The sequence below is a fragment of the Microvirga sp. GCM10011540 genome (genome assembly GCF_042650665.1).
Lineage (GTDB): Bacteria > Pseudomonadota > Alphaproteobacteria > Rhizobiales > Beijerinckiaceae > Microvirga > Microvirga lenta.
The window spans coordinates 160,678-173,725 of the sequence record NZ_JBHSBQ010000005.1 but is presented as its reverse complement, the minus strand read 5'-3'; the positions used below and the strand labels follow the sequence as shown (position 1 = coordinate 173,725).

General features: G+C 69.2%; 13 protein-coding genes. 7 read left to right on the top strand and 6 right to left on the bottom strand.

Annotated elements, in window-relative coordinates; all coding sequences use genetic code 11:
* Nucleotides 1-15: 15 nt before the first annotated feature.
* Together ACFOYU_RS01475 and ACFOYU_RS01470 are read left to right on the top strand one after the other, a co-directional pair.
* Nucleotides 16-282: a DUF6356 family protein gene (locus ACFOYU_RS01475; RefSeq protein ID WP_226737980.1), complete on the top strand. Its 267-nt coding sequence runs from the start codon at nucleotides 16-18 to the stop codon at nucleotides 280-282.
* A 67-nt stretch (nucleotides 283-349) separates the two neighbouring features.
* Nucleotides 350-859, top strand: a complete 510-nt coding sequence (locus ACFOYU_RS01470; protein ID WP_377032172.1) for a L,D-transpeptidase — start codon at nucleotides 350-352, stop codon at nucleotides 857-859.
* On the opposite strand, the gene ACFOYU_RS01465 is transcribed toward ACFOYU_RS01470, so the two are convergent.
* The 4 genes from ACFOYU_RS01465 to ACFOYU_RS01450 all read right to left on the bottom strand — a co-directional run bounded on the left by ACFOYU_RS01465 (nucleotide 856) and on the right by ACFOYU_RS01450 (nucleotide 3,899).
* A complete protein-coding gene (locus ACFOYU_RS01465) occupies nucleotides 856-2,157 on the bottom strand; it encodes a class I SAM-dependent methyltransferase (protein ID WP_377032171.1) in 1,302 nt (433 codons plus the stop codon). The genes ACFOYU_RS01470 and ACFOYU_RS01465 overlap by 4 nt on opposite strands.
* Nucleotides 2,158-2,226: 69 nt before the next feature.
* Nucleotides 2,227-3,129, bottom strand: coding sequence for a sigma-70 family RNA polymerase sigma factor (locus ACFOYU_RS01460; RefSeq protein WP_377032170.1), 903 nt, complete (start codon nucleotides 3,127-3,129; stop codon nucleotides 2,227-2,229).
* Complete coding sequence (locus ACFOYU_RS01455) at nucleotides 3,116-3,577, bottom strand: carboxymuconolactone decarboxylase family protein (protein ID WP_377032479.1); 462 nt, start codon at nucleotides 3,575-3,577, stop codon at nucleotides 3,116-3,118. The genes ACFOYU_RS01460 and ACFOYU_RS01455 overlap by 14 nt, the downstream gene beginning before the upstream one ends.
* 85 nt (nucleotides 3,578-3,662) lie before the next feature.
* Nucleotides 3,663-3,899 (bottom strand): DUF1674 domain-containing protein, encoded by a 237-nt coding sequence (locus ACFOYU_RS01450; protein WP_226737987.1) that lies wholly within the window; start codon nucleotides 3,897-3,899, stop codon nucleotides 3,663-3,665.
* Nucleotides 3,900-4,028: 129 nt separating this feature from the next.
* On the opposite strand from ACFOYU_RS01450, the gene htpX reads away from it, so the two are divergent.
* From htpX to ACFOYU_RS01425, 5 genes are all read left to right on the top strand, one after another.
* Nucleotides 4,029-4,952 (top strand): zinc metalloprotease HtpX, encoded by a 924-nt coding sequence (gene htpX, locus ACFOYU_RS01445; RefSeq protein ID WP_377032169.1) that lies wholly within the window; start codon nucleotides 4,029-4,031, stop codon nucleotides 4,950-4,952.
* Nucleotides 4,953-4,958: 6 nt separating this feature from the next.
* Entirely contained in the window at nucleotides 4,959-6,272 is a 1,314-nt protein-coding gene (gene rsmB / locus ACFOYU_RS01440; protein WP_377032168.1) for a 16S rRNA (cytosine(967)-C(5))-methyltransferase RsmB, read from the top strand.
* Between the two features lie 94 nt (nucleotides 6,273-6,366).
* The gene (locus tag ACFOYU_RS01435; RefSeq protein WP_377032167.1) at nucleotides 6,367-8,130 is read left to right on the top strand and encodes a heparinase II/III family protein; all 1,764 of its coding nucleotides are present in this window, start codon (nucleotides 6,367-6,369) and stop codon (nucleotides 8,128-8,130) included.
* 93 nt (nucleotides 8,131-8,223) lie between these two features.
* Entirely contained in the window at nucleotides 8,224-9,816 is a 1,593-nt protein-coding gene (gene purH, locus ACFOYU_RS01430; RefSeq protein ID WP_377032166.1) for a bifunctional phosphoribosylaminoimidazolecarboxamide formyltransferase/IMP cyclohydrolase, read from the top strand.
* A gap of 43 nt (nucleotides 9,817-9,859) precedes the next feature.
* A complete protein-coding gene (locus tag ACFOYU_RS01425; RefSeq protein ID WP_226737998.1) occupies nucleotides 9,860-10,180 on the top strand; it encodes a heavy metal-binding domain-containing protein in 321 nt (106 codons plus the stop codon).
* A 7-nt stretch (nucleotides 10,181-10,187) separates the two neighbouring features.
* Here the strand turns inward: ACFOYU_RS01425 and ACFOYU_RS01420 are convergent, their stop codons facing one another.
* The gene (locus ACFOYU_RS01420; protein ID WP_226738001.1) at nucleotides 10,188-11,480 is read right to left on the bottom strand and encodes a M10 family metallopeptidase C-terminal domain-containing protein; all 1,293 of its coding nucleotides are present in this window, start codon (nucleotides 11,478-11,480) and stop codon (nucleotides 10,188-10,190) included.
* A 74-nt stretch (nucleotides 11,481-11,554) separates the two neighbouring features.
* Nucleotides 11,555-12,976, bottom strand: a complete 1,422-nt coding sequence (locus tag ACFOYU_RS01415; protein ID WP_377032165.1) for an MFS transporter — start codon at nucleotides 12,974-12,976, stop codon at nucleotides 11,555-11,557.
* Nucleotides 12,977-13,048 lie beyond the last annotated feature (72 nt).

The following is a 13,048-nucleotide window of genomic DNA, read 5'->3' as shown; positions in this document are numbered from 1 at the left end:
CCTAAGGAGGGTGCCATGTCCCTGAAGCGTCTGTTCACCGAACATCCGGAAGCGGTCGGCGAATCCTATTTCGAACATATGGGCGTGGCCCTGAGCTTCGCGGGGCCGCTGCTCGTCGCCGGGCTGGCGGCGCTCGTTCACGCCGTGCTGCCGTTTCTCTGCGTGACCACGGCGAGTTCCACCGTGAAGCGCCTCCATGCCCGCATGGTGAACCGCGCGCCGCGCCCGGTGCGGGATGCGCCGGCCCAGGACGGGATGATGGCGTGGGACCCGGTGATCTGACCCGTCTGGAACCGTAGCCTTTCGTTTCGCGTCTCCCTCCTGCGCAGCTTTGCCAGGAGGATCGGACATGGTCGGGCGGATCGCCTTCACCCTTGCCCTTGCGACGGGCGCTTTCACCCTCGCGCCGTCGGGAGCCTCGGCCCGCGAGATCGTGCCGTTCCAGGCCCGGGTCTCGCCCGGGACCATCGTGATCAAGACCGGGGAGCGGCGCCTCTATTACGTGCGCGGGGACGGCACCGCCCTGCGTTACCGGGTGGCGGTGGGCAAGCCCGGCAAGCAATGGTTCGGCGAGGCGCGCATCGACGGCAAATACGTGCGTCCCGCCTGGTCGCCTCCCGCGGAGGTGAAGCGCGACAACCCGAGGCTGCCGAACGTGATCCCCGGCGGGGCTCCTAACAACCCCATGGGCGCGCGGGCCCTGACCCTCAACCTCGACGAATACGCCATCCACGGCACCAACCGCCCGGGCTCCATCGGCACCTTCGCGTCCTACGGCTGCATCCGGATGCTGAACGAGGACATCATCCACCTCTACGATCAGGTGAGCGTGGGGACGCGGGTGGTGGTGACGCCTTAGGCGTAAAGATCCGCCCGTGACGGCGGCAGGCCCGACGGGCCTTTGGTCCGCTTCGAGGCGAGGGTCTGGTTGACGCCGATCACGCCGCGCTCGAAGCCCAGCGACACGCCCGCCAGGTAGAGAAGCCAGGCGCGGGTGGTCTCGGGACCGACCTCCGCCACCGCCTTCTCGCGGTTCGCGTTGAGGTTCTCCCACCACAGGCGCGTGGTGCGCCGGTAGTGCTCGCGCCAGGCCTCCACGTCGTGCACCTCGAAACCGTACCGTTCGAGATTGGCCACCGACATGCCGAGATGGTCGAGCTCCGCGCCGGGGAAGATGTAGCGCATGATCGCCCTGGCCTCGGGCTTGAGCCGGCGGAACGCCTTGTCAGACCGTTTCGCCCGGCGGGCGATGCAGTGATGCAGGTAGAGGCCGCGCGGCCGCAGCAGCCGGTGCACGGTGCGGAAATAGGCGGGATGGTTGGCGATCCCCACATGCTCGAACATGCCGATGGAGGAGATCTTGTCGAACTCGCCCTCAACTTGAGTGAAGTCCTTGAGCACCACCTCGACCCGGTCCTGCAGGCCCAGGCGCTCGATCTTCTCCCGCGCCAGGGCCGCCTGCTCCTCGGCGAGCGTCACGCCCACGGCCTTCACGCCGTAATGCTGCGCCGCATGACAGATGAGCGCGCCCCAGCCGCAGCCGATGTCGAGCAGGCGCTCGTTGGGCTTCAGGCGCAGCTTGCGGCAGATCATGTCGAGCTTGTCCCGTTGGGCGCGGGCGAGGTCGTCGTGCCAGTCGGGCTGGAAGTAGGCGCAGGTATAGACCATCTCCGGATCGAGGAAGAGCCGGTAGAAGGCGTTCGACACGTCGTAGTGATAGGCGATGTTGGCCTTGTTGGTGGAGGGCTTGCCGTCGCGGGAGCCGGTGCCTTGCGCCGGCCGGTCGAGGGGGCGCGGCATGTCGGCGGGCGCGCGGAAGAACCGGAACGCGGCTTTGAGCGCCTTGAGCTTGCTCACGCCCCGGAGGCGCCGCCCGACCTTCCCCTGCGGGCGCTGCCCCGCCAGATCGAAGAGGGTGCCGTTCTTGAGGTCGAGGAGCCCTGCCACATAGGCGTTCACGGCGGTGTCGAGGGTCGGCCGCCGCACGAGACTGGCGATCACGCTCTCCCGCTTGATCACGAGGCGCATGGCGTAGGACGGCAGGTTCCGCGGCACGGTCGAGCCGTCCCACAGCTCGAACCCGAACTCCAGATTCAGCGCCCGGTGCGCCTCGTCGAGAAGATCCCGGAAGATTTCCAGGCGTGCCGCCCCGCTCACTCCACCCCTCCCCTGTTGGCAGCACGGTAGCGGGTGCTGGGGAGCGGAACAATGGTCCCTTTGTCGGTCTCAGGTTCCGGGTGTCGGCACGGGCCCTGAGGAAGCGAGTTCCGCAACGTGACGGAGTTTTTCGGGATTGCGCACCACGTAGATGGCGGTGATCCGCCCGCCCTCGATCTGGAGCGCCGTGGTCTGAAGGGTGTCGCCGGCCTCGAGGGTCGCGAAGCCCGGCAGGCCGTTGATCAGCCCGCGATACAATACCGGCGGCTTCACGAAGCCGGTTTTCCGGGCGACGCCTACGAGTAGCCCCGTAACCCGGCGGATGCCGAGGAGCGGATTGAGGGCCGCATTCTTGATGCCGCCGCCGTCCGTATAGGCAACCACGTTCTCGGCGAGCAGCGCCTGCAGACCCTGGAGGTCGCCGCTGCGCGAGGCCGCGAAGAAGGCCTCCACCATGCGCTGCCCCTCGTCGTCGGGCACCGGGAAGCGCGGCCGGGCGGCACGCACGTGGCGGCGCGCCCGTGCCGCGAGTTGACGGCATGCGGCGGGCTCCCGGCCCAGCGTCGCGGCGATTTCGTCGAAACCGACCCCGAACACGTCGTGCAGCAGGAAGGCGGCGCGCTCGAGCGGGGACAGCCGTTCGAGCGCCATCATCAGGCTCAGGGACAGGTCGTCCCCGCCTTCCTCAGCGTCACCATCGAAGACCGGCTCGGGCAGCCAGGGCCCGATATAGGTCTCGCGCCGCACGCGCGCCGATTTCAGGTGATCGAGGCACAGGCGGGTCACCGTCCGGGAGAGAAACGCGGCCGGATCCCGGACCGCCGCGCGGTCCGCCCCGTGCCAGCGAAGCCAAGCCTCCTGGACGATGTCCTCCGCCTCGGCCATCGAACCGAGCATCCGGTAGGCGAGGCGGACCAGCCGCGGCCGGAGCGGCCGGAACGGGTCCGCCGCGGGTTCGTCAGGCGGCTGCACGCTGCGCTCCGGCCGGGTGGATCGACCGGAACCCTATGGCGAAGCGGTTCCATGCATTGATGGCGCTGATCGCCAGGGTGAGCTTCACCTGCTCCTCGTCCGAGAAATGGGCCCTCAGGAGAGCGTAGTCCTCATCGGGCGCATGGGTCTGGGCCACCAGCGTCAAGGCTTCGGTCCAGGCGAGTGCCGCCCGCTCCCGGTCGCTGTAAAGGGAGGATTCACGCCAGGCATCGAGAAGATAGAGGCGCTCCTCGGTCTCGCCGTCGGCCCGCGCTTCGCGGGTATGCATGTGGATGCAATAGGCGCAGCCGTTGATCTGCGAGGCCCGGGTCTTCACCAGATGGATCAGGCTGGGCTCCAGCCCGCTCACCTTCACCTTGCTCTCCAGGTCGAGCATGGCCTTCATGGTGGCGGGGGCGGCCGCGAAGAAGTCCAAACGAGGTTCGATCATCGTCCTACAATCCTCTGCCAATTGGGTTGACGGGATCAAGACGAGACGGCGGGGCCGGATGTGACATGCCCCGCCGGAATTTTTAAAAATCGCTCGCCAGTCCCTTCACCTCCCAGTCCTCGTAGCGGACCGGCTCCAGCCCGCCGCGGCCGTTGTGCTCCTTGCGGGCGGCCAGCTCCGCGGCGCGGGCGTCGATGGCGCGGCGGCGCTCGGCCGCCTCCTCCAGGGCCCGCCGGGCGGCCGGCGAGAGGGGCTTGTCGGGGGCGGCACCTTCGAGGAAGGCCGCCGGATCGAGGTCTGTCTTGTCGTTCGGAGTCATGGGGCGCCTTATGTCATGCGCGCCCGGTTTTTTTCGAGCGCTGCGGGAACGGGCCTTGGGAGAGACCTGGACCGTTCCCACATGAGGGTCGTGCGGACGATCCGCGTTGGACACGAGGTGGAGACCCTGATGAACACCGTCAAGACCGGGATGCTTCTGGCGGCCCTGACGGCCCTTTTCGGCGTTGTCGGCTACATGCTCGGCGGGGCGAACGGCATGCTCATCGCGCTGGGCCTGGCGGTCGCGACCAACATCTACGCCTATTGGAACTCCGACCGGCTGGCGCTCGCCGCCCACCGCGCGGTCGAGGTGGACGAGCGCACGGCGCCCGAACTCGTGCGCATGGTGCGGGACCTGGCGCAGCGCGCCAGCCTGCCGATGCCGCGGGTCTACATCATCGAGAATCCCCAGCCCAACGCTTTCGCGACCGGGCGCAACCCCGAGAACGCCGCCGTGGCGGCGACCACCGGCATCCTGCAGATGCTCTCCTACGACGAGCTGGCGGGCGTGATGGCGCACGAGCTCGCCCACATCAAGAACCGCGACACCCTCATCATGACCGTGAGCGCCACCATCGCGGGCGCCATCGCGACGCTGGCCCAGTTCGGCTTTCTCTTCGGCGGCAGGGGCGGCGAAAGGCCCAACCCCATCGTGATGCTGGCGACCGCGCTGATCGCGCCCATCGCCGCCATGATCATTCAGATGGCCATTAGCCGCTCGCGGGAGTATGACGCGGACAAGATGGGCGCCGAGATCTGCGGCCAGCCCATGGCTCTGGCCTCGGCGCTCGCCAAGATCGCGGGCGGCGTCGCCCATATTCCCAACATGGACGCGGAGCGCCACCCGGCGACCGCGCCGCTCTTCATCGTCAACCCCCTTTCAGGCCACGGCATGGACAACCTGTTCTCGACTCACCCGGCGACGGAAAACCGGATCGCCGCCCTCCAGGCCCTGGCCCGGCAGATGGGCCCCGCCCTGCGGAGCGGCCCAGCCCCCCGGCCGTCCTCGGGGAGCCCCTGGGGCTCCGCCTCCCGCCGCGGACCGTGGGGTTAGGGCATCGTGGATCAGTCAGACGCACATTCCGGCCTCGGGCCGCGCCGCCTCGCCTGGAACGCCGTGACGGAGGCGCTGAAGCGGCGCGTCCCCCTCGACGACATGCTCGACGAGTTCGCGCCCCAGGAGCGCCTGTCGGGCCGCGACGAGGCCCTGGCCCGGGCCATCGCCATCGTGACCATGCGGCGGCTCGGCACCATCGGCTGGGCCCTGCGCGAACGGCTCGACAAGGGCGCCCGCGACGAGCGCCTGCTCAACCTCCTCGCCATCGGGGCGGCGCAGATCCTCTTCCTCGACGTGCCGGACCATGCGGCGGTCGACACCGCCGTGCAGCTCGCCCAGGACGACCGGCGGCTGAAACATGCGGGCGGCCTCATCAACGCCGTCCTGCGCCGGGTGGCGCGGGAGCGCGACGCCATTCTGGCCTCGGCCGAGCCCTGGCTCGACACCCCGAACTGGCTGGAGGAGCGCTGGACCGCGCAATACGGCGAGGAGCTCGCCACCGAAATCGCCAGGGCGCACCAGGCCCTGCCCTCCGTCGACCTGACCGTGAAGGAGGATGCGCAAGGATGGGCGGAGCGCCTGGGGGGCATTCTCCTGCCCACCGGCAGCATCCGCCTCACCGAGCGCACCTCGATCCGCGACCTTCCCGGCTACGAGGAAGGCGCCTGGTGGGTCCAGGATGCCGCCGCCGCCCTGCCGGCGCGCCTGCTCGGCGCCAAGCCCGGGGAGCGCGTCGCGGATCTCTGCGCCGCGCCCGGCGGCAAGACCGCCCAGCTCGCCGCCGCCGGAGCCGAAGTGCTGGCCGTGGACCGCTCGGCCAAGCGCCTGAAGCGACTGGAGGAGAATCTCGCCCGCCTAAGGCTCCAGGCCGAAACGCGGGCCGTCGATGCGGAAAAGCTCGACGAACCGCCCTTCGACGCCATCCTGCTCGACGCGCCCTGCTCGGCCACCGGCACCATCCGCCGCCATCCGGACGTGGCCTGGACCAAGGGCGAGGAGGACGTGAAGAAGCTCGCCGGCCTCCAGTCCCGCCTGCTCGACAAGGCGGCGGGCCTGCTCAAGCCCGGCGGCCGGCTGGTCTATTGCACCTGCTCGCTCGAGGCCGAGGAAGGCGAACGCCAGGCGGAGGCCTTCCTGGCCCGGCACCCGGATTTCGTGCGCAGCCCGGTCACGCCCGAGGAGGTCGGCGGCCTGGCGGAGTGCCTGACGCCCGCGGGCGACGTGCGCACCCTGCCCTGCCATCTCACGGTGGCCGGCCACGACCGCAGCGGCCTCGACGGGTTCTTCATGGCCCGGTTCGTGCGCGGCGGCTCCTGACAAAAGACGGCCCGCTTACCGGATGTTAACCAAAAAGCTGGAACTCCTTCCTTAGGCTGCAGTCGAATTCGGCATGAGAAGAGGAGCGCCACGCGTGGATTTCGGGCCCGACCGCTGGCGGTTATACGGTCTCGCATTGCGCGAGGCCGGTCGCGCCACGCGCGGAGCCATGGGCTGGAGCCTGTCGAAGCTCCGGCTCAGTACGCCGGTTCCGCACCGGCTGCTGTTCGCCCCGCAGGATCTGCGCACGGCCGATCCGACGATCGCCACCGACATCTATTCCGGCTTCTTCGCCTTTGCGGGCCGCGCCATCACCACGGGCGGGCGCTCGCCCTTCAGTTTCGTGCCGCCGAGCCGCGCCTGGGCCGAGGCGCTCTACGGCTTCGGCTGGCTCAGGCATCTGCGCGCCGCCGGCACCGCGCTGGCGCAGGCCAATGCCCGCTCCCTCGTGGACGAGTTCGTCACATCGCGTCTGGGCGACAAGCGCACCGCCTGCGAGACGCAGATCGTCGCCCGCCGCCTCATGTCCTTCATCAGCCAGTCGCCGCTGATCCTGGAGGGGGCGGACCACGCCTTCTACCAGCGCTTCCTGAGGATCCTGGGGCAGGCGGTCCGCGACCTGGAACGCCGCGTCCGGTCCGGCGCGCTTCCCTTCGAGCAGCTCATGGCGGCCATCGCCCTGTGCTATGCGGGCCTGTGCTGCGAGGGCCTGGAACGCACGCTCAAGCGCTCGACGCGCCTCCTGGCGCGGGAACTCTACCGCCAGATCCTCGCCGACGGAGGCCATGCGAGCCGCAATCCGCGCCTGGTGGTCGAGCTGCTGTTCGACCTTCTGCCCCTGCGCCAGATGTATGCCAGCCGCGAGGTCGATACGCCCGAAGCGCTGCTCCACGCCATCGACCGGATGCTGCCGATGGTGCGCCTGTTCCGGCACGGGGACGGCACCCTCTCGCATTTCAACGGCATGGGCGTGACGGCGGCCGACCATCTGGCGACGCTCCTCACCTACGACGACATGCGCAGCCAGCCGATCCACCACGCGCCCCATTCCGGCTACGAGCGCCTGGAAGCCGGGCGCTCCCTGCTGGTGGCCGATGTGGGACCCGCCCCGCCGACGCCTCTCTCGGCGGAAGCGGGCGCCGGCTGCCTCTCCTTCGAGTTCTCCAGCGGCGCGCAGCGCATCGTGGTGAATTGCGGCACGCCGCGCATCGCCACGGAGGCCGTGATCCAGGCCGCGCGCTCGACGGTGGCGCATTCCACCGCCTCCATTGACGACGTGTCCTCCTGCCAGATCGTGGCCGTGAAGGGGAACTGGATCGACAGGCGCGTGGCGGCCTGGGTGCTGCGCCGGACCGGGCCCGTGGTCATCAACGGCCCCCAGAAGGTGACGGCGGAACGCAGCGAGCGCGATCACATCCAGCTCCTCAACGCGAACCATGACGGCTACCGGGCCCGTTTCGGCCTCACCCACGAGCGGCGCTGGCAGTTCCATCCCGACGGCGAGGTGCTGGAGGGCGAGGACGTGTTCTGGGGCGAGGGCACGAGCGTGAGCTCCCGCGAGGCCATCATCCGGTTTCACCTGGCGCCCGGCATCAAGGCGAGCCGCGCACAGGGGGGCCGCGTGGTCATGCTGGTCCTGCCGAACCGCGAGGCCTGGCAGTTCACGGTCAGCCCCGGCGAGGCCTTCGTGGAGGACAGCGCCTTCCTGGCCGTGCCGGAAGGCATGAGGCGCACGGAGCAGATCGTTCTGGCCCTGAGGCCGAGCGAAACGCCTTCCGTCCGCTGGCGCTTCGAGCGCCTGGCGCGCAGCTTCAGTCCGCAGCCGCCCCAGGCCGAGCCCGGTCCGCAACTCCTCTGAAATCGGCGCATTTCCGGGATCCGCTCCGGTTCCCATCAGGGTTCCGCCGTGCTATCGCGCCCGCATATCCTACCCGAATGGAGCGGCCCCCTCATGCCGAGCGATCCGAAGCGCGTGACGCGCGCCCTGCTTTCCGTGTCCGACAAGACCGACCTCGTCGACTTCGCCCGTGCCCTGCACGAGCGCGGCATTGAGCTGGTCTCCACCGGCGGCACGCACAAGACGCTCGCCGAGGCGGGTCTGCCCGTGAAGGACGTGAGCGACGTCACCGGCTTCCCCGAAATGATGGACGGACGCGTGAAGACGCTCCATCCGGCGGTCCATGGCGGCCTTCTCGGCATCCGGGCCAATCCGGAGCATCAGGCGGCGATGCTCGCCCACGGCATCCATCCCATCGATCTCCTGGTGGTGAACCTTTATCCGTTCGAGGCGACGGTGGCGGCGAAGAAGCCCTACGACGACTGCATCGAGAACATCGATATCGGCGGGCCCGCCATGATCCGCGCCGCCGCCAAGAACCACGGCGACGTGGCCGTGGTGGTGGACAGGGCGGATTACGCCGCCGTGCTCGACGACCTCGCCGCCCAGGACGGCGCCGTGACCCTCACCCTGCGCCGCCGCCTGGCCCAGAAGGCCTATGCCCGCACCGCCGCCTACGACGCGGCGATCTCCAACTGGCTCGCCGCGGAACTCGGCGAGGAGACGCCGCCCTTCCGGGCGCTCGGCGGATCCATCGCCGAGGTGCTGCGCTACGGCGAGAACCCCCATCAATCCGCCGCCTTCTACCGCACGCCTGAGAACCGGCCGGGCGTGGCGACGGCCCGGCAGGTGCAGGGCAAGCAGCTCTCCTACAACAACATCAACGACACCGACGCGGCCTACGAGGCCGTGGCCGAGTTCCTGCCGGAGCGCTCCGCTGCCGTGGTGATCGTCAAGCACGCCAATCCCTGCGGCGTGGCGGAGGGCACGACCCTTCGGGAAGCCTACGAGAAGGCGCTTCGCTGCGACCCTGTCTCGGCCTTCGGCGGCATCGTCGCCATGAACCGTCCGCTCGACGCGGAGGCCGCGCGCGCCATGACCGAGATCTTCACGGAGGTGATCATCGCGCCCGACGCCAGCGAGGAGGCCATCGCCATCGTGGCGGCCAAGAAGAACCTGCGCCTGCTGCTCGCCGGCGGCCTGCCCGATCCGCGCCAGGAGGGCCTGACCCTTCGCACCGTCGCGGGCGGCTTCCTCGCCCAGGGGCGCGACAACGCGGTGGTCGAGGCCATGGACCTGAAGGTGGTGACGAAGCGCGCGCCCAGCGACCGGGAGCTCGACGATCTTCGCTTCGCCTTCCGGGTCGCCAAGCACGTGAAGTCGAACGCCATCGTGTATGCCAAGGACGGCGCGACGGTCGGCATCGGCGCCGGCCAGATGAGCCGGGTCGATTCCTCGCGCATCGCCGCCTGGAAGGCCGCCGAGGCCGCGAAGGCCGCAGGGCTGCCCGAGACCCTCGCCAAGGGCTCGGTGGTGGCGTCGGACGCCTTCTTCCCCTTCGCGGACGGCCTGCTCGCGGCGGCGGAGGCCGGCGCCACGGCGGTGATCCAGCCCGGCGGCTCCATGCGCGACGAGGAGGTGATCCGCGCCGCCGACGAGGCGGGCCTCGCCATGGTGTTCACGGGCTACCGCCACTTCCGGCACTGACATCGCGTCCTACATCAGGATCATCCTCAACAAGGAGATCCTGATGATCGTCACCACCACGCCCACCGTCGAGGGCCGCCGCATCGCCTCGTACCGGGGAATCGTCACCGGCGAGGCCATCTTCGGCGCCAACGTCTTCCGCGATTTCTTCGCCTCGATCCGCGATGTGGTCGGCGGACGCTCGGGTTCCTACGAGCGGGTCCTGCGGGACGGGCGCGACACCGCCCTGCGCGAGATGATGGACGAGGCCGAGCGCCTGGGCGCCCACGCGATCGTGGGCGTGCAGCTCGATTACGGCGCGATCGGCGCCAACGAGGGCATGATGATGGTGACGGCCAACGGCACGGCCGTCACCCTGGAGTGACCGGCACTCAGAGCAGGAAGTCGCCCTTCGACAGGGCGGAGACACCCTTTAGGGTAACGGCGAAGTCCGACAGGCCGTCGCCGTTCACGTCGCCGTGGATCCTGACGCCGGCGCTCAACGTCTCGTAGCGCAGTTCTCCGGACCGGCCGCTGAACTCGGAATCGCCGATGAAGCTGAAGGCCTGGTTGCCGCTCTGGCCGCGGTCGGCATCGATGGCCTTCAGGTCGATCCTGTCGCCCTGCCGGCTGGAGAAATCGTAGATCGTGTCGCGGCCGCTCGCGGCAACCTTGCTGTGGCTGAGAGCCTTGAACACGAAGGCGTCCGCGCCCGATCCGCCGTAGAGCTTGTCGGCCCCGCGCCCGCCCATCAGGCGATCCTCGCCGGCATAGCCTTTCAGCGTATCGCGACCCTTGCCGCCGTTGAGGCGGTCGTCCCCGGCATGGACGATCGCGTTGTAGTCGTTGGGATTCTCAAAAACCCCCGCCAGCAGCGAGGTCAGCTCCCCCTGGCTGATCTGGGGCACCCAGTCCTTCGCGATGCCGACGAAGGCCGGATCCAGGGCCGCGATGTAGTGGGTCAGCAGGTGGTAATTGTATGCCGCGTCGGCGAGAAGGCCGAGGCCGACCGTCTTCTGCGTATCGCTGGAGCCCGGCGCGAAGAAGGAATTGGCGGTGTCGAGCAGGAGGGCGCCCTCGAAGGCGCCGATATAGCTGGGCGGTCCGTTGCGCACGATGTCGTGGCTGAAGATGATGTTGCTCTCGGACACGGTCGGCCAGCTGTAATTGCCGACCGGATCGCCCCATTGGACATAGTTGGTCAGCGGCGGGGCTCCGGGCGGGATCGAACTCGCGGGAATGCCGGGGGCGCCGAAGGTTTCGCCGTCCAGGCCGAGCTGCGCCGCCACATAGGCCGCCTCGCCGCCGCCGAGGGAATGACCGGTGACGAAGATGTCGTCGCGGGAGATGCCCAGATTGGCCGCGTACTGGACCACCTTCTTCGTGAAGTCGAGGGCGCGGTCGAAGGCGGGGGGAATGTCGCCCCGGTAGATCATGGCGTCGGCCAGGATCTGGGCGGCGACGAATTCCTTGTGATCCTCGAACCCTCCGATGTCCGTCCCCTCGAAGGCGACGATCACCTGTCCGGTGGCCGACAGGAAGGCGGCGCCGTAGAAGCCGGAGGCGACGTCGAGGGAGGTCAGCGGCGTGCCGTGAGGGGGGAAGGTCGGCAGGGTCGACTTGGCGCCCTGCGTGTAGACCGAGAAGGAAGCCTGAAGGAACTCGGAGGTGGAGGGTCGTGTCATCGGAAGGCTCCGGAGCGAAGAAGCCTTACCATACGTTAGTTGAGAATAATTTCACGTGTCGTTTTCGTCATGTTTCAGACGCGGCGGACGCCGCTCAGGAGCCATCCGCCGGCGAGATAGAACAGGATCAGCACGGCGGGTCCTGCGGCCTGGGTCCGGAAGAGGTCGGTCGCCACCGCCACCGCGAGGGGAGCCAGGAACGAGGTGACCTTTCCCGACAGGGCGAGGAGCCCGAAATAGCGCCCCGCCTCCTGGGCCGGAACGAGACGCGCCAGCATGCTGCGCGCCGAGGCCTGCAGCGGCCCCGCGACCGAGCCGATGACGAGGCCCAGCGCCAGGAACACCTTTTCCGGGGCGCTCCCGTAGAGCCCGTCTCCCGGTTCGGCCGGAACCGTGGGGATGACGAAGAAAATGTGGTCGCGGCCGAGGGACAGGACGCCGAGGCACACGAAGGCGAGAACGCAGATCGACCCCATGATCACCGGCTTGGCGCCGAAGCGGTCGTCGAGCCTGCCGCCGACAAGGGCGCCGAGGGTCCCGGTGACGGTGAGCAGGATGCCGAAGACGCCGAGCTCCACCGCCTGCCAGCCGAAGACACCTGCCCCGTAGATGCCGCCGAACGCGAAGAGCGCGACCAGCGCATCCTGGTAGACCATGTTGGCGACGAGGAACCGGACGAGGCCCCGGTGCCGGCGAGCATCGGCGATGGTGCTGCGCACCTGCGCCAGTCCCTGGCGGATTGCCGCCCCGGGCGAAAGCGTCGAGCGGGCGATGTCGGGGGTGAAGAGGAAGAGCGGCAGGATGAAGACGAGGAACCATATCGCCGAGAACGGACCGGTGACGCGGTCGCCCTCGCGGGAGGCCGGATCGAGGCCGAAGAGAGGATCGAGGCCGAGGAAGGTCCTGCCCGTCTCGGGATTGGCGGCCAGGAAGCCCAGGACGATCACGAGCGAGACGAGCCCGCCCAGATAGCCGATGGCCCAGCCGGTACCGGAGAGACGCCCGAACCGCTCCGGCGGCACGAGATGCGGAATCATGGCGTTGTTGAACACCGCCGCGACCTCGACCGCCACGGTACCGACCGCAAAGCCCACGAGCGCGATGGGGATGGCGTGGGGCACGCCCGGCGCCGCGTGCCAGAGGATCCAGGACGAGGCGAAGAGCACGAGGCCGCAGACCGCGATCCAGGGCTTCTTGGGACCCGTCGCGTCGGCGATGGAGCCGAGGATCGGGGACAGGACCGCGAGGACGAGCCCCGCCGCCGCGGTCGCGAAGCCCCACAGGCTCTGCCCCGCCACCGGATCCGGCGCAAGGGCCGCCGCGAAATAGGGCGCGAACACGAAGGTGGTGACGAGGGTGAAGAAGGGCTGACAGGCCCAGTCGAACAGCAGCCAGCCGAGAATGGCGGGGCGGGAGGCGCTGCCGGATGCGGTGCTGGCATCGTCCCCGGCCTGTGGCGACGCCGTCGTCGCTGGGGAAGGGGATCCAATATTCAACGGACAGGCTCCTAGCCCCTCCCCGGCCGCCCTCGGGGCGGTCGGGAAGATCGAGAATTCGAGGGAGAAGCC

Bases quoted from the DNA above. Each gene is read 5' to 3' on its own strand.
- ACFOYU_RS01425 (WP_226737998.1), top strand. From the start codon at position 9,860: ATGATCGTCACCACCACGCCCACCGTCGAGGGCCGCCGCATCGCCTCG.
- ACFOYU_RS01475 (WP_226737980.1), top strand. From the start codon at position 16: ATGTCCCTGAAGCGTCTGTTCACCGAACATCCGGAAGCGGTCGGCGAA.
- ACFOYU_RS01470 (WP_377032172.1), top strand. From the start codon at position 350: ATGGTCGGGCGGATCGCCTTCACCCTTGCCCTTGCGACGGGCGCTTTC.
- ACFOYU_RS01450 (WP_226737987.1), bottom strand. From the start codon at position 3,899: ATGACTCCGAACGACAAGACAGACCTCGATCCGGCGGCCTTCCTCGAA.
- purH (WP_377032166.1), top strand. From the start codon at position 8,224: ATGCCGAGCGATCCGAAGCGCGTGACGCGCGCCCTGCTTTCCGTGTCC.
- htpX (WP_377032169.1), top strand. From the start codon at position 4,029: ATGAACACCGTCAAGACCGGGATGCTTCTGGCGGCCCTGACGGCCCTT.
- ACFOYU_RS01420 (WP_226738001.1), bottom strand. From the start codon at position 11,480: ATGACACGACCCTCCACCTCCGAGTTCCTTCAGGCTTCCTTCTCGGTC.